The sequence below is a fragment of the Microcoleus sp. B4-D4 genome (genome assembly GCF_036705185.1).
In the GTDB taxonomy this organism is placed as follows: Bacteria; Cyanobacteriota; Cyanobacteriia; order Cyanobacteriales; family Microcoleaceae; genus Microcoleus.
In genome coordinates, this window is record NZ_JAUBTX010000015.1 from 69700 (window position 1) to 84185 (window position 14486).

Below are 14486 nucleotides of genomic sequence, written 5' to 3' on the forward strand. Positions count from 1 at the left end.
ATTTATTTAATCCATTCTCCATTGGGTTTAATTTCGATTTCGATTTCTTCACCAACTAAGATGAACACATTTCCTGTCCGCTCATCTATACGGACTAAGTGAACACTCCGATACAATTTTGTTGCCCAGCAACAAAGAACGAAGGTTTGCCATATCTGTGCTGTCGTGGGAATAGCTTGCACTCCTGAAACTCACCACTTTTCATTTTAGACTTTTTGGCTAAAATTGCCATTCAGACAATCTTGAACTTTATTCACTTGTTTAGGCGTTTTCATTTGATTAAATATTTGAATAGCTTGCTGCCAGTGATTCTGAGCTATTTCTAATTCTCCCAAATCCCGGTAAGTCAAGCCGAGGTAATAATTGCTAATACCTAATTCGTACTTAGCACCAATTTTAGTATAAAATTCAATAGCTTGGTTTTGATATTTCAAAGAAGCTGAAAAATCATTGCTTTGCCGAAAAACGTCGCCCAAAATGTACCAGGCACGGGCGATGTCTGATGTAAAGTTGCAATTTTGGGCGATCGCCACAACTTGCTCTAAAGTTTGCTTAGCTTGTTCGTACTCGCCAATATGTTTTTGTGCTAAACCAGCCATATTCAAATCCCAACAAGCTTGCCAAGGCGGAACGCTTTCTAAAGGTTGTTGCAAGTGTCTTGTAGCTTCTTTCAATGCTGCCTTTGCCTCACTTCCTTGTTCTAAATAAGAGTGCAGGAGAGCAACTTCGCAGTAACAACTATTTAACCGAGATTGAATTGCAGGAGATACTGGAGATAAAGCTAGATCGAGTTTGGCTTGATAAATAGCTAATCCTAACTCGTATTCACCAGCAGCAATATAGCACAAACCCATATCACTGTATGAGTTGAATTCTGTCCATTTATCGCCTTCACGCTTAGCAGCAAATTGAGCTTGGCGGTGATATTCTAGAGCTACCTCAAAGCCATCTGCTAGTAAATAGGCGTGACAGTCGCCGATGCAGCGATACAGACTTGCTTCCCGGTTAGGCAAAACTCGATTTACCAGTTTTTCTGCTAATTCTAGAGTTTGACCAATGTATCCCCAAGATAAAAAATATAGAAACAATTCTTCTGGTAAAATAGGTATAGCAGGGCGGCACAATACATCCCAGGCTGAATCACAATCATCAATTTCTCGAAAATGATAGTAAGCTTCTAAAACTTGCAAACCTAACTGAGGGGATTGAATGTGTTCTACACTAGAAAACCAATGTTTTGCGATCGCCCTTTGAGTTTGTTCCCATTCGCTGCTCTTTTGCAACTGATTCAAACCCGCCGCCCGAATTGCTGGGTGCATTCGGTATTTGCCCCGATGTAATTGTAGCAAGGAATAGTCGCACAACTGCCGCGTTACTTTCAATTGTTCTGCTGGCGTTACATCCCACAGCAAAGCCTTGATACAAGTATCTGGCAACCATTCAATTTCTTGATACCGACAAGCTCCCAAACGGCATAGCAAGCGGTAAGCTTGCTGAGAGTGAGCGTTGAGGCGATTTAGCTGATTGTTGATAAGAAACGAAAATGGATCTAGCTGCTGTAATTCCTGGCGGTTTTGTTGCCAAGCTTCGGCAATATCTCCATCATAATTATTGTGAATATCATTGTACACCACCTCCATTGCCAGAGCATTGCCTTTGTAAACTGCGTGCATTTCTTGCAGAGCTTGTAAATCTTCCGAAGTTTTGGGATATTCACAATATTGTTGCCATGCTTCTGGACTCAAGCCTGTCAAACTGTGAGTTTGAACGCCTCTGATATCTGGTTCTTTTAATTTTTCTCTACTGGTAATCAGGGTGACTCCTTTGATTCTCAGATCGCTGAGTACCCGCAGTAATTCTACATAATTGCGGTATTCAGGTAAAAACATACCGTTGCATAAGGCAGGTTCTAAGTTGTCTATGAAAATTGCGACTTTGATTTGACGCAGCTTTTTTTCTAGCAAGTTTAAACTGAGGCTAAAATCTCTGGGTGCATCTTCTTGAAAATCTTGTTGCATGCAGCTAAGTTTGTACAAATGAATCGGCACTCCGCAAGTTTTCGGGAGTTAGGGCAATTTTCATATCTAAGATTTTTTCAAATTGGCAACTTGCTAAGTATTGCTGTGCCAAGGTAGTTTTGCCGATCCCGCCTTCTCCTACTATTATCAAAATTTTGAAATTTTCTGATGTCCATTTTTGGAGTTTAGTAATATCTGAAGTTCGTTCAACCCAGCGAGAATTTAATGGTTGTGTTTCTACAGGTTGCGCCGGGATTAATTCTGGCATGAATTGAAAAAACAATGACTGCAAATCTGACCAGCTTGAGCGCTTGTCGTCTCCCAAACCAAAGGCTTGATATGCTTTTGTTAAATGTTGGCGAACAGTTGCTTCTGCTTTGATTTCGAGAAGTTGGGCGATTTGTTTGTTGGGTGTTATAGCTAGTTTGTGCTGCAAAACTTGCTTGCATTTATTGCCTAAATTGTTGTAAATGGTGATAAACTCTGCTTGATTCATCGGTAGTTTACCTATAGGTATAAGTACGATCGCGCGGTGTATTTAGGGGGGATAACCCCTGGGATGTTTGAAAAAGTGTGATGTCTTAAGTGCGATCGCGTAGGGCAGCGAAATGTCATATCAAATCCGTTAGCATCGGAATTATAAAAACGGAGGACACGGCAGTGCCGTGTCCCTACGGCGATCAATTGTAGGGACACGGCACTGCCGTGTCCTCTATATCATTCCGATGCAACCTGATTTGATGTCAGAGGTTGGTGACTGCTGCCTGTGACTGCACAATTGTGAGTTTTGAATGTGCATTGATTTTACACTGAGTTACGGGTTAAAAGTTATTCAATAATTAAATTTTTGCAAACACCATTTTGGAGGTAAGAACTATGGAGTTTCTGGCGGATGGGGATTGTGCGGATGCAAGGCTGCTATTTGTTGTGCGATCGCGGGTAATAGGTGCTTCACTGTCTGTGGCTTTGGGAGCGATCGTGTAAATGATTGTTACAAAAGCTGGAACTATGCGTAAAAACATCAAGCTATTTCCGCAATGTAAATAAAGGCTGGAATTTAGGGAGTAAGAAGGTATGAGGTTTTTGTCAGAGGATACAGCAGGCGATCGGGCTGATAAAGCAGGCGACAGCAACAGCAAAGCTAAGTCAATTCAGAAGGTGGAAACAGATATGTCTTCAGCGGTAAATTTGATGGTGAGTTCGATTAAACGGCAATTTCTGACTGTCTTAGCGGGGGCGATCGCGATCGGCAGCTTAGCTGTGAGCCCTAAACCCAGCCAAAGCCAATCAGCGTCAGGGTTTATGTGCGATGCTTCATCCGGTTCGCCCGCGACGGTGTAGCAAAACCGCCAAGGGGTACGGGAGGTTTGGATTAACTGGGTTTCCGACTACTTCCGCGACTCTGGCTACGATCCCATGACGCGCTGCCGCGAAGTCAGCGGGCGCTTGGAAACCTTCCGCCAGAACAAACAGCTAAAGTTTGTGACAGTTGGCTACATGAACGGACAGCGAGTGATTTGCACCGCTAGTCAAGTCAACTCACGCTGCGACGGCTTGATTTATACACTCAAACCAGGTCAAGACGCAGTTCGTACATTGTATCAATTCATGGGGTTGCGCGAGGGGCAAGCGGGTGCGCCTGCGCTGTCTGAAAGCGATGCGATGCCTTACATTGACGCGCGCCCGCGGTTAGGGGAGGAAGGCGGCAACTCTGTAGCGCCTCCTGCGCCGGCTAACAATCGACCCGCACCGGCTAACAATCAGCCGGCACCTCAACAGCCCACTGGCGGTGGAATGCGGGAGCTTTAAGGTGAGCAATTTGCTACGCATGGTGGCAATTTGTGCGATCGCGGCGAGTCTTTTTCCACTAAGAATCGCCGCTCAACCTGTGATGGCGAATTATGGGGTTGCTGAGAGTCAAAGTGCCAATATTGAGCGGTTGGCGAGGTTGATGACGGTGCGAATTTTAACACCGACTGCTTCTGGTTCCGGGGCGATCGTCCGGCGACAGGGGCAAGTTTATACAGTGCTGACGAGTTGGCACGTTGTGGCGTTCAGCCAGCAGCATACCATTATTGCGCCCGACGGTCAGAAGTATCGGCTTTTGGGAGCGCCGTTGCAGTTGGGAAATGCGGATCTGGCGATCGTCCAATTTCGCAGTTCCATTCAGTATCAAGTAACCAGAATTAGCACCGATTTATTAACAGTAGGAGAACCTGTATTTGCCGCCGGATTTCCGATGTATCGGGGAGGTAGTTCAACAACTACATTCGAGCAAGGAATTCTGGCATTTCGGTTTACTCAAGGCGTTGTATCAGTGCTGCCGCCAAAATCACTCGCTCAAGGCTATCGTTTGGGTTACACAAATGATATTGCTGTCGGGATGAGCGGCGGGCCAATTTTTAACAGTCAGGGGTTATTAATTGGCATTAATGGGCGGGTAAAAAATCGCGATCCAGATTTTGGAGTGTATGCGTTTGAAGATGGAACAGAACCGTCAGGGAGAATGTTAGAGCAAATGGTTAATTCTAGTTGGGGAATTCCGATTAGTACCTATTTGCGGTTTATTTCGCCTTACAGTTCATTGTTTAATTACCAGGCTAATAGTCAATCGGCGATTAAAATCGCTTCTTGTCAAACAAAGTCCGCCTGCGCGGACTAAGAAAATAAGTGGCAAAAGTCCACTTAAGTGGACTTTTGCTTTGAGACAGGGATTTTAATCGCTGGCGGAGCGGTGAGAAATTGCAAGATATTTAGTTTCACCTTATCAACGGAGTAGGTTTATGAATTTAGGTTTTAATCGGTCTAATTACCTTCCGGGAATTATAGCCGGAACGGCAGTGGTAGCAACAGTTTTAATCAGTCAGCCCGTAATGGCAAAAACGGCTAGAGAAGTAGCTCGAATTGCCGTTCCTACTACAGTACAAATTAATAATACCTTAGCTAGTGATAAAGGCGGTTCTGGGGTAATCATTGCTAAGAAAGGCAAGATTTACACGGTGTTGACGGCGAATCATGTGGTGATAAATCCTAATTCCGAGTACGTGATTGTTACTTCTAAGAAGAAAGAGCATAAAGTGACGGAAGTGAAAGGTTTTCAGAATAATGACAGCGGGCCGGATTTAGCAGTTGTGATGTTCGAGAGTGACGAGGAATATTCAGTTGCACCGATTAGCAATTCCGATGAAGCCGAAATCGGTTCAGGGGTTTATATTTCGGGGTATCCTTTGCCTGCGGGTGTGGGAAGTCAAGAACGGGAATATCAGTTTACGAATGGGCAAGTTACGAATGTGCGATCGAGTAACGATCAAGGATATACGATGCGTTACGACGCAGTGACGCGGCGGGGAATGAGTGGCGGGCCAGTTTTTGATGTTAGCGGCCGAGTGATTGGAATTCACGGACAGGGAGATACAGTTGGTCGAGTGCAAAATGAGGCTGGGGGAAGGCAAGAAGAAGTAAAAACGGGGTTTAATTCAGCGATTCCGATTAATACTTTTGTGGGGATGATGTCGCAGGTGGGGATGGAGAAATCTGCTTTGAAGGTAGATGAGAAACCTGCGGAAAATGCGGATGCGGAAGAGGTAAAACCTGGGGAGGCGCAGGGTTGGTTTGGAGATTTTGGTAAAGACATAGTTAAGGATGTGATTCAGAGGGGAATTCGGAGGATTTTGCCGTTTTAGGGCTTGAGGGCGATCGCATTTTCACGGGTGGGGGCGGGTTTATTTATTTTGTCTGTAATATTCAAGGGTTATTAGTGAACCCGCCCTTACAAGGTTAATCGGAACATTATTTAATCATTGAGTTGAGGTAAATTATGCATCGTATTCGTATTTTTGCTCTGGGTATTGTCAGTTTTATTGCTGTTTTAATGAGTGCTTTGCTGGCTCCTGGTACGTTTGTCAATAGAGCTTTATCGGCTGCACTTTGTACGGTTTTTAGTTTTAATTCTACTATTTGCACGGTGAATTTAGCTCAGTCGGGCGATCGGGTGGTGGCGGCGACTCCGCCTGCTGTGGAAAGGAATATTGGGGATTGGTTGGTGCGAGATCCGGGGGAATTTGATGATGCACCGAGTGTACCGTCTGGGAGTAATCCGCTGGCGCCGCCGTTTCCTCAAGATCCGGGGCCGAATCAGCCCGTGCGTCCTGATTTTGATAATGCGATACAAGATGCTTCCGATCAGGCAGCCGCAGACGTTAAAGGCAGGGAAGTTTACAGTTTTTATATCAATGGTATACAAACTGATCGTATTACCTATGAAAATACAAAACCATTAGTTGAAAAATTGTTGAACTCTGCTGGGGTTAATCCACCTAAGCTCTACACAGATATGTACAACTTTTCTTCAAAGGCTAATGGAAGATTATTGGAGGAGACAGCCGACAAAATGGAAAAAATCAATCGCGAGCGCAATAGCAGACTACCTAATCCAATATTTAAGGCGTTGACTGTAGGTGTGATCCTAACTGAGTGGGAAGAAAAATCCCGCAGTTTTGTAGCAGATTTAATGGAATCTCTGGTTCAAACGCTGTCTTCTAATGTTGCTACTCCTGATGGTCAATCTCTGGTCAAAAAAGTTACAGATATAATTCAAAAAATAGATCGAGAAGAAGGTGATAAAGCTAAAAAGAGTTGTGAAAAGTCTCCAAAATCAAAATTTTTAATTATTGCTCACTCTCAAGGTAACTACTTTGCTAACGAAATTGGGGCAAATTTACCGAAAGACATTGCCAAGAGAACGGCCATTCTTGGTTTTTCTACATTTACAGGATATTTAGAGGCAAAGAGGCAAGGGGTTAGAGTTAAAGCTATATCAAGATCAAATGATATTTCAACACTACCTTTTCAGGTCTTACAAACACTTTCTAAAAACTTGAATTTACCAACACCTATAATCTCTAATTTGCCGTCTTTGAAAAAGGTAAATAATAGAGGTGAATTCGATGAAGCAAGTATGATTGAAAATCACTCTCTCCCTGATTACCTTGGAGCAGCAACTAATGAATCATATAAAGAAGCTGCCAATAAATCTTTTTCATTGGCATCGACAGTTCTCAAGGATGATTTAATGAACTCTATAGATTCAGGTTATTACGAAAAAAAGAAGGAATGTTCACAGCAGGTAGAACAAACTCCCCAACCACAACAAACTGCACAAAAGCCCTCAATAACTGTTACCATTACTGGGCAAAATGTTATCGCGTTCAATGAAAAACTACCGTAGAAGTAAAATCTGTAGATCCAGCTTGTAGAGCTACAAGTGTTACGCTTTGGCCTCCGTCTCTAGCATTACCCAGACTTGAAAAACCAATCCCAGCAGCATCAGCGTGTGGTGGAACTATTAGCTTTATCGTAGGAAGGATTGGGGATAATAGCTACGGATGTGGAGAATATAAAAATGTTTTTAATGCCAACGTATCTGGTACTAGCCCTCCATTATCAGCTTATAGTCCTCCAGTCACAGTTAAACATAAACCTGGGTCGCAGGATTATTGGAGTTGTTACGCCTGGCCACTGGAATAAAAATGTTTTTGACTCAATTGCCATGCCGATTCGGGGTAAAATAAACCGCGATCGCTCTTTTCATGCCCTTTCAAAAAAAAAGCGATCGCTTTATTGAATAAAATCTGTAGGGGCGGGTTCACCGAAATATTTTGCCACCCACTAATCACCTTAATAAACCCGCCCCCACCTAACCGATAACCCCGAACGACCATTCCCACCTCACCGTTAAATTCAATAAATAATCTTTGTAATTACCAATTCAGGTCTTGCTAAAAATAATATATAATTTTTAGTCGCTCGTACTAATCTTACAAAAACCAGTAAATGAAACTACCTAATGATACCATTATTGCTGAAGCAAAAATAACTCAGTATTTGCTCAAGTTCTTAGTAGAAGATGATAAATCTTTGTTTCTTGCACAAGCCAACTATACCCAAGACAACTGGCAACAACTAGAAAAAGACTTAAGAGAACAAATTTTGCCTCTGGATGCTACACCAACCGAAGAAACGCGCTATGGTAATAAGTATGAAATTCGTGGCACATTAACTGGCCCTAACGGAAGAGGTCTGCCAGTAGTAACTATTTGGATGACTGAGTTTCCATCCCAAAAAACCAAGTTTATTACCCTATATCCCAATAAGGAGGTATAAAATGAAATTTCCCTTGTTTAAAAGAGTAGCATTACGAACAGATGTACCCAACTACAAACTCTGTCGAGGAGATATTGCCACTATTGTTGAGCATCATCCCCACCCCGATGAGGATGGCTACAGTCTCGAAGTTTTTAATGCTTTAGGTGAAACTATAGCTGTAATTACCTTAGCTGAGTCGCAAATTGAACCGTTGATGTCTAATGAAGTTTTGCGTGTCAGGACTTTGACCGAGGCTGCATGAACAGTCCTGGACGCACGGGTGGTCAGAAACCGGGTTTGTTACCAAATCTGCGATGTTCCAACGAAGTATTTTCCTAAAAAAACCCGGTTTTTTGGCCCCAATGCGTCTAGGACTAAACGTAAACTTAAATAGGGCTTGCTGAAAAAGTCCACAAATCGAATCGAGGCGCCAAACAGCTTGAAAAATGGGAGATTCGGAGATGGGTTCCCAAATTAACTCCACAATTGTCCACCGAAATGCAAGGATTTTGAGCCAACAAAGGTCATAACGAGAGCACTTTTTTGTGTTTAAAAAGCTTGAAACCCTTGGCATTCATAACTTCTAGTTCTATTCAGCAAGCCCTAAATAAAATTCAACGATGGTTAAAATATGTCATCACTAATCTTAACGCGCATTTTCCTCGCAACCGCAGCCGTCTTTGGAGGTTTATCCGTTGCAGGCGGTGCCTTTGCTTCCCACGCTTTGAAAAGTCAATTGAGCGATCGAGCTTTAGCAATTTTTGAAACTGCAGCCCGATATCAAATGTACCACGCCCTAGCTCTATTGCTCGTAGCTTTACTATTAAGCCGCGCCCAAGAGTCTCAAACCTTTTTTGCAGTGGCTGGATGGGCTTTTATTGCCGGCACGATCGTTTTTTCAGGAAGTTTGTACGCCCTGAGTTTGACTGACATCAAATGGCTGGGTGCCATTACGCCGCTGGGCGGAGTTGCTTTTATTGTCGGTTGGGGATGTTTGGCCGTCGCAGCTTTCTCTTTCAAATAACCTGTTGCTAAATTTTGACAATAACTGCCAACAACCAACAACCAACTGCCAACTAACAACTGCCAACTAACAACTGACTAATTATCAAAGACATCGCTGGAAAACATCTCTGTCACAGTCCGCAAATAAGGTAAAAATACGATTAAATCTTCAGCAGGAAGCCGATCGGATATTTCCCAAAACAAAATCAGCAGCATATCCTGCACTAACTCCCAACTTACATGAAGTTTTGGGTAAAGCATCACGCACATTGGAAACAATTCTTGCTGTACCGGGCCAATGCTTTCTTCCAAAACGCACCAACACAAATAGCTTTGAAAAATCTCGACATCCCGCATACTAGAAATTTTTACATCGCGATCGCTCAAATAACCGCTGCTGCTGCGGTATCCTTGATGCTGGGAACTAGCCCGATCGTACACTGCACTAGCAATCTGAGTCGCGTGCTGCAACAAATGCTGAACCGCTAAGATAGCTTTTGAATTCGGTGGCTGATTCGCTGCAGCCTCGTTAATCTCTCCGTAGGGACTGTGCAGGTAGTCATCTACAACTTTTAAGTAGGGTGTAAATTCCGATCGCTCTGACTCCGAAAGACATCCTAACAAGATTCTGCTAGTATATTGAAACTCCAACGTCACAAATCCCAGCAATAACGAATCTCTCTGTGAGTATTTCCGCCTCACTTTGACAATATCTTTTCCCACCAGCACTGACAAGCGATAAGCTGGTTCTCTATCGCCGTAAGCCTCTATTACTTTGCGATATAATGCGCGAGTGTCGGCGACAATTTCTTCACGATTAATTAAGCTCGGATCGATCGCGTGCCCCTCTATTTGTTCCCCTAAAACAGCTTCTACTCTACTCCAAGCTATCTCGCTGGCTAATTTTATGGTATCTGTCAATTTGTCAACTATTTTGGCTCGATTTCCCTCAAAATTAGTAAACTCTGGGCTTTGGGGAATTTGTCGCGGGGCTTGGTTTTCTCGTGCCGCCACTGTACTGTAATATTTTTTTGCCCAGCTAACTGCTAAGGAAGAAACGCTGACGCCTTTAGTCTCAGGGAGTTTGTGAGTGTCCGCTCCGGTAATACCCTGTGACGCAAGACTCTCGCCCTGTTGAATTTCGCCTGCGGCTGGTAAAGACTTTGAAGATATTTGTGAAATATCCGTCATAAGAAACCTCGTTTTTTTATAAACTCGCAATCTATCAATTCCCCTAATTTTTAACGTTGTTAACTACAATTTTCTGCATTTGTAAGCTGACAGTCATCTGCCATTGTGCTTATTAAAGCTATCAGCCTTTTTGCTCTAATACCTGCATCTTTTACTTTTATAAGATACACGTTAATAACGCTATTGGATGTGCGCTAGAACACAATCATCGTGCGATCGCCAGCCTTATTTATTCTTTTGACCTGTAAAGAGGGCTATAAATAAATTTAATTTGTCTTATAAGCTGAGAATAAAAGTCAAGTCTGCCTCAAAAAAACGGCTCCTTGAAATACTTTATATTGGTTTGGAAGCGCTTTTGTCGAGCTCTTTAATTTCTTAAAGAAGCTAGGCTACAGCACGAGCGAGCGGTGATTTTGATGAATTTATTTCGCTACCTAAATTAGAAGTGTATTTTGATTCTTGTGGTTGTCAAGAAACCCTAACACATTAAACGATTTGATGGTATAAATAAATAATTAAATTTAACATTAGAAGAAAATTTATGTGCGTTTCATTAATACCATTGTCAGCGCGGTTTTTTGGCGATCGGTGTTTTAGCTTTCCCGTGAAGCGAAGCTATCCCGTAGGGAATCACCCGCAATCGATCGAACGTCCATTCGATCGCCCAACCACCCTTCACAAACCCGAATCACGATCGACTTGCCCGATCGTTCCCACACTCTACAAACCCTGGCTGGTTCCAGTCCTCGGCCGGAAGAGGTACCTTCCCCCCACAACGACAGGAGTGGGTTTCAATGCCTCACGGGCGATCGATCCTTACAAACAGGACAGCCAGTGCATTTTTAAGGCTATGGCTTCGGGTAGGATTAGTAGGACGAGAGGAAGTGGATAAAATGAGCGCCAGCAATTCAACAGAAATCAAGTTCGGAACCGATGGGTGGCGGGGACTGATTGCCCATGACTTTACTTTTGCCAACGTGCGAAAAGTCACTAGGGCGATCGCCAGTTACCTCGAAACCGCTTACACAAAAGACCGTCCAGTTCTAGTCTCCTACGATACCCGCTTTTTGGCAGACGAGTTCGCCCGCACGTCGGCGGAAATATTGGCAGATTTGGGATGGACTGTGCTTGTGGTCGATCGAGATTGCCCAACACCAGTCATCGCCTACAGCGCCAAGCATCTAAACTCCGCAGGCGCTTTGATGTTCACCGCATCGCACAATCCCGCACCTTACTGCGGCATCAAATACATCCCCGACTACGCCGGCCCGGCTACCCCAGAAATTACCGATACCATTGTGGCAAATATTGCTGGTGCTTCTGACGCGCCAGCAATCGGCAGCCACAACGATAAAATCTCCAGTTTTGACCCGAAACCCGAATATCTGAAGTTTCTTTATGCCTCGATCGATGTGGAGCGGATTCGCTCTGCTAAGTTGAAGGTCAAGTACGACGCTCTCTATTCGACTTCTCGCGGTTATCTCGACGATGTTTTGGAACACTGCGGCTGCGATGTCGAAAGTTTTCACACCTACCGCGACGTGCTGTTTGGCGGCGGAATGCCCGAACCCAAGGGCGAACAGTTAGTCGAGTTGGTGGAAGCTGTTAAAAAGGATTCGGCTGATTTAGGTTTGGCTACCGATGGCGATGCCGATCGCTTTGGTATTGTTGATGAGTTGGGAAATGTGTTGACTCCAAACACTGTGCTGTTGCTGTTGGGCCGTCACTTGGTTAAGAATAAAGGCTTGACTGGGGCGATCGTCCGTACCGTCGCAACTACCCACTTGCTCGACAATATGGCCGCCAAATACGGTTTAACAATCTACGAAACCGCAGTCGGTTTTAAATACATCGGCGAAAAAATGCGGGAAACTGCGGTACTAATCGGAGGTGAAGAGTCTGGCGGTTTGAGCGTTTTGGGTCACATCCCCGAAAAAGACGGGATTTTGGCTGATATGCTAGTTGCTGAGGCGATCGCCTACGAAGGCAAACCGCTTTCTCAGTTAGTCGAAGAAGCCATCAAAGAAGCCGACGGCCCCCTGTACAACAAACGCTTGGACTTGCACCTAGACGAAGCCCACAAAGCAGCCGTTTTGGATTCTTTTACCAAGAATCCCCCCACGGAAATAGCGGGTATTGGCGTTAAGGAAATCGGCCGCAAAGACGGCATTAAACTTTATCTAGAAGACGGTGGTTGGGTACTGCTTCGGCCTTCGGGAACTGAACCTTTGATGCGCGTTTACATGGAAACCAATTCTGTGGAAAAAGAAACCAAAGTTGCTGAATACATGGAAAAGGTCATTGCCAAATTAGAACCTGCTTAATTTTCCACCTATTCCTATGCGGGGTTTTTTCCCCTCAGCCTTGAGATTGTAGGGTGCGCCCAACGCGCACCTTATGTATTATTGAGTCCGTAGGGTGCGTCAGCAATCATCCGATCTGTGTTTAGCAAAGATTTTACGACTGACGCACCCTTTTAAAACAACTAAAATTAATCATCGATACTGCTCGGCCAGTTATATAATTGCAATACAGTCCCACTTGTTAAAGTTTATTTTTATTTTTCTAAATATTTAAAAAAACCTAATTTTTTTCAGTATCTACTTGACTTTTCCGGGAATTTCGTTGTATATTATTTAATAATCGGCTGGTTGCAAAAATAATATTTTGACACAGATTCCGATTATGAAATAAATATATCACTTAATTTATTAGCTTGTCAAGCCTTTTATGAAAACAATTCCTCTGCTCGCCATTAGTTTTTTAGTAGCAATTTTGGCTAGCGCGATCGGCATAATCTCAGTACAGAACGCCGCCCCAGTATCCTTAAACTTTATCTTTTTTAAATCCATACAAATGCCCGTAGGATTAGTATTGGCGACGAGTATTAGTGCAGGACTGATCGGCGGTGCGCTGCTGCAACCGCTGTGGAACCTTTCTGAGTCCCAAGGTTCGCGTTCCAACTTTCAGGCAAATTCACAGGACTCCGACACGGCAGAATATTAAGTTAATTTGTTGAATGCTTAGATTGAATACACCTGACCGTCAATCAACAGCCGAGTAATTCCCTTAGCTAGCAGGTAAGGCGCAGCTTTTTGCAGCATCCGGCCGTCAGGAATCTTGAAAACTCTTTGATTGCGAGTGGCAAATCGGCGCGCTACTCGGTGATTGTCAAATACTGGCAGGGTTTTTTCGCGAATTTCGATCGCCGGAATTTGACCGAGTTCGCCAAAAGCTTTCAAAGGTCTAGTGATTAACTCCGACGCCCGATCGACTACTAAATAGCAAATTTGGGGTACAGATGCTTGGCTTAAAGGCAAAACTTGAATCACCCCAGTAGCCCGAAACTCGCTCGAATCCCCCGACATCGAACCCAGCAGGCTGGCTTCAAACAGAGAATCTTCATCCTCTAAATCTTCGTCGAAGTCGTCTAAATCGTCCCCGTCGTCATCATCTAAATCGTCCTCATCTAAATCGTCCTCATCTTCCTCGAAATCGCTAAAATCTTCACCCGCCACCTTTTCTGCTTCTAGCAGCACAGGCTGCTGTCCCCCAGTCACAGCAGCGCTGTCGCTGCGATCGACATCGGTTGATAAAGTAGTATCTGGCAAAGCCGAAACCAAATCCGACTGGGCACTTGATAAAGAACGCTTTGTCGGAGTCGGCCTCGAATTTGAGGCTGATTTCGGGACAGGGACTGACTCCGACAGGGGGACACCTGCAGGATCGGTTTCGCCCTCAGCCGCCGACTCGGCAGTTATATCTGTCGGTTCAGAAACAGCGCTGCTGGCGGAGGAACGCTTTTGTTTTTGCTGGACTAGAAATTCGTATTCCGACTCCGACAAAGCGCCCTGAATGATGCGCCTGACTGTCGAACTACTTACTCCGTAGCGCTTTGCTAGAGTGATAGTATTATCGTCTGACTGTCGGTACAGCCGCAGGAGTTCCCGTTTGTCTGAATCGGAGAGTTTTGTAGGCGTCATGCCAAGTTTTCCAGCAAAAAAATGTGAAAAAACGCAGGAAGTGCGCTCGGCGAACTGTGATTTTTCATTTGTGATTTCAAGTTGAGAGAGGCCGGCCAGCGTAAAAAAGCTTTCGCCTCCCCATCTCTTGTTTCGGGCATCCCAG

Annotated in this window: 16 protein-coding genes; 11 read left to right on the forward strand and 5 right to left on the reverse strand. The window is 44.2% G+C overall.

The annotated features are described in order from the left end of the window. Window positions 1-2: 2 nt before the first annotated feature. From QUB13_RS30465 to QUB13_RS14045, 3 genes are read right to left on the reverse strand one after another with little or no spacing between them, the layout of a single operon-like run. Window positions 3-182, reverse strand: a complete 180-nt coding sequence (locus QUB13_RS30465; RefSeq protein WP_442922167.1) for a DUF6888 family protein — start codon at window positions 180-182, stop codon at window positions 3-5. Between the two features lie 24 nt (window positions 183-206). Beyond that, window positions 207-2018, reverse strand: coding sequence for a tetratricopeptide repeat protein (locus tag QUB13_RS14040; RefSeq protein ID WP_333381741.1), 1812 nt, complete (start codon window positions 2016-2018; stop codon window positions 207-209). A gap of 4 nt (window positions 2019-2022) precedes the next feature. Further along, entirely contained in the window at window positions 2023-2514 is a 492-nt protein-coding gene (locus QUB13_RS14045; protein ID WP_333381744.1) for a hypothetical protein, read from the reverse strand. A gap of 578 nt (window positions 2515-3092) precedes the next feature. Between QUB13_RS14045 and QUB13_RS14050 the strand changes: the two genes are divergently transcribed. The 8 genes from QUB13_RS14050 to QUB13_RS14085 all read left to right on the forward strand — a co-directional run bounded on the left by QUB13_RS14050 (window position 3093) and on the right by QUB13_RS14085 (window position 9186). Next, window positions 3093-3359 (forward strand): hypothetical protein, encoded by a 267-nt coding sequence (locus tag QUB13_RS14050; protein WP_333381747.1) that lies wholly within the window; start codon window positions 3093-3095, stop codon window positions 3357-3359. Between the two features lie 30 nt (window positions 3360-3389). Next, a complete protein-coding gene (locus QUB13_RS14055) occupies window positions 3390-3827 on the forward strand; it encodes a COP23 domain-containing protein (protein WP_333381823.1) in 438 nt (145 codons plus the stop codon). A 1-nt stretch (window position 3828) separates the two neighbouring features. Next, window positions 3829-4680, forward strand: a complete 852-nt coding sequence (locus QUB13_RS14060; RefSeq protein ID WP_333381750.1) for a S1 family peptidase — start codon at window positions 3829-3831, stop codon at window positions 4678-4680. Between the two features lie 121 nt (window positions 4681-4801). Further along, the gene (locus tag QUB13_RS14065) at window positions 4802-5701 is read left to right on the forward strand and encodes a S1 family peptidase (protein ID WP_333381753.1); all 900 of its coding nucleotides are present in this window, start codon (window positions 4802-4804) and stop codon (window positions 5699-5701) included. 134 nt (window positions 5702-5835) lie between these two features. Continuing rightward, window positions 5836-7245, forward strand: coding sequence for a hypothetical protein (locus QUB13_RS14070; RefSeq protein WP_333381756.1), 1410 nt, complete (start codon window positions 5836-5838; stop codon window positions 7243-7245). Between the two features lie 605 nt (window positions 7246-7850). After that, complete coding sequence (locus tag QUB13_RS14075; protein ID WP_333381759.1) at window positions 7851-8180, forward strand: DUF6883 domain-containing protein; 330 nt, start codon at window positions 7851-7853, stop codon at window positions 8178-8180. A 1-nt stretch (window position 8181) separates the two neighbouring features. After that, complete coding sequence (locus QUB13_RS14080; RefSeq protein WP_333381761.1) at window positions 8182-8424, forward strand: DUF4926 domain-containing protein; 243 nt, start codon at window positions 8182-8184, stop codon at window positions 8422-8424. Window positions 8425-8793: 369 nt separating this feature from the next. Further along, a complete protein-coding gene (locus QUB13_RS14085; RefSeq protein WP_333381764.1) occupies window positions 8794-9186 on the forward strand; it encodes a DUF423 domain-containing protein in 393 nt (130 codons plus the stop codon). A 77-nt stretch (window positions 9187-9263) separates the two neighbouring features. Here the strand turns inward: QUB13_RS14085 and QUB13_RS14090 are convergent, their stop codons facing one another. Next, window positions 9264-10358: a hypothetical protein gene (locus QUB13_RS14090; RefSeq protein WP_333381767.1), complete on the reverse strand. Its 1095-nt coding sequence runs from the start codon at window positions 10356-10358 to the stop codon at window positions 9264-9266. A gap of 541 nt (window positions 10359-10899) precedes the next feature. Here QUB13_RS14090 and QUB13_RS14095 point away from each other — a divergent pair. The 3 genes from QUB13_RS14095 to QUB13_RS14105 all read left to right on the forward strand — a co-directional run bounded on the left by QUB13_RS14095 (window position 10900) and on the right by QUB13_RS14105 (window position 13364). Then, window positions 10900-11250: a hypothetical protein gene (locus QUB13_RS14095; protein WP_333381770.1), complete on the forward strand. Its 351-nt coding sequence runs from the start codon at window positions 10900-10902 to the stop codon at window positions 11248-11250. 1 nt (window position 11251) lies between these two features. Then, entirely contained in the window at window positions 11252-12682 is a 1431-nt protein-coding gene (locus QUB13_RS14100; RefSeq protein WP_333381773.1) for a phosphoglucomutase/phosphomannomutase family protein, read from the forward strand. Window positions 12683-13088: 406 nt separating this feature from the next. Then, complete coding sequence (locus QUB13_RS14105; RefSeq protein ID WP_333381776.1) at window positions 13089-13364, forward strand: LapA family protein; 276 nt, start codon at window positions 13089-13091, stop codon at window positions 13362-13364. 17 nt (window positions 13365-13381) lie between these two features. Here QUB13_RS14105 and QUB13_RS14110 read toward each other — a convergent pair whose 3' ends face one another. Then, window positions 13382-14341, reverse strand: a complete 960-nt coding sequence (locus tag QUB13_RS14110) for a hypothetical protein (protein ID WP_333381780.1) — start codon at window positions 14339-14341, stop codon at window positions 13382-13384. Window positions 14342-14486: the final 145 nt, after the last annotated feature.

Excerpts from the sequence above, each read along its gene's own strand:
- QUB13_RS14040 (WP_333381741.1), bottom strand. The coding sequence starts at position 2,018 with ATGCAACAAGATTTTCAAGAAGATGCACCCAGAGATTTTAGCCTCAGT.
- QUB13_RS14045 (WP_333381744.1), bottom strand. The coding sequence starts at position 2,514 with ATGAATCAAGCAGAGTTTATCACCATTTACAACAATTTAGGCAATAAA.
- QUB13_RS14050 (WP_333381747.1), top strand. The coding sequence starts at position 3,093 with ATGAGGTTTTTGTCAGAGGATACAGCAGGCGATCGGGCTGATAAAGCA.
- QUB13_RS14065 (WP_333381753.1), top strand. The coding sequence starts at position 4,802 with ATGAATTTAGGTTTTAATCGGTCTAATTACCTTCCGGGAATTATAGCC.
- QUB13_RS14070 (WP_333381756.1), top strand. The coding sequence starts at position 5,836 with ATGCATCGTATTCGTATTTTTGCTCTGGGTATTGTCAGTTTTATTGCT.
- QUB13_RS14075 (WP_333381759.1), top strand. The coding sequence starts at position 7,851 with ATGAAACTACCTAATGATACCATTATTGCTGAAGCAAAAATAACTCAG.
- QUB13_RS14080 (WP_333381761.1), top strand. The coding sequence starts at position 8,182 with ATGAAATTTCCCTTGTTTAAAAGAGTAGCATTACGAACAGATGTACCC.
- QUB13_RS14085 (WP_333381764.1), top strand. The coding sequence starts at position 8,794 with ATGTCATCACTAATCTTAACGCGCATTTTCCTCGCAACCGCAGCCGTC.
- QUB13_RS14090 (WP_333381767.1), bottom strand. The coding sequence starts at position 10,358 with ATGACGGATATTTCACAAATATCTTCAAAGTCTTTACCAGCCGCAGGC.
- QUB13_RS14095 (WP_333381770.1), top strand. The coding sequence starts at position 10,900 with ATGTGCGTTTCATTAATACCATTGTCAGCGCGGTTTTTTGGCGATCGG.
- QUB13_RS14100 (WP_333381773.1), top strand. The coding sequence starts at position 11,252 with ATGAGCGCCAGCAATTCAACAGAAATCAAGTTCGGAACCGATGGGTGG.
- QUB13_RS14105 (WP_333381776.1), top strand. The coding sequence starts at position 13,089 with ATGAAAACAATTCCTCTGCTCGCCATTAGTTTTTTAGTAGCAATTTTG.
- QUB13_RS14110 (WP_333381780.1), bottom strand. The coding sequence starts at position 14,341 with ATGACGCCTACAAAACTCTCCGATTCAGACAAACGGGAACTCCTGCGG.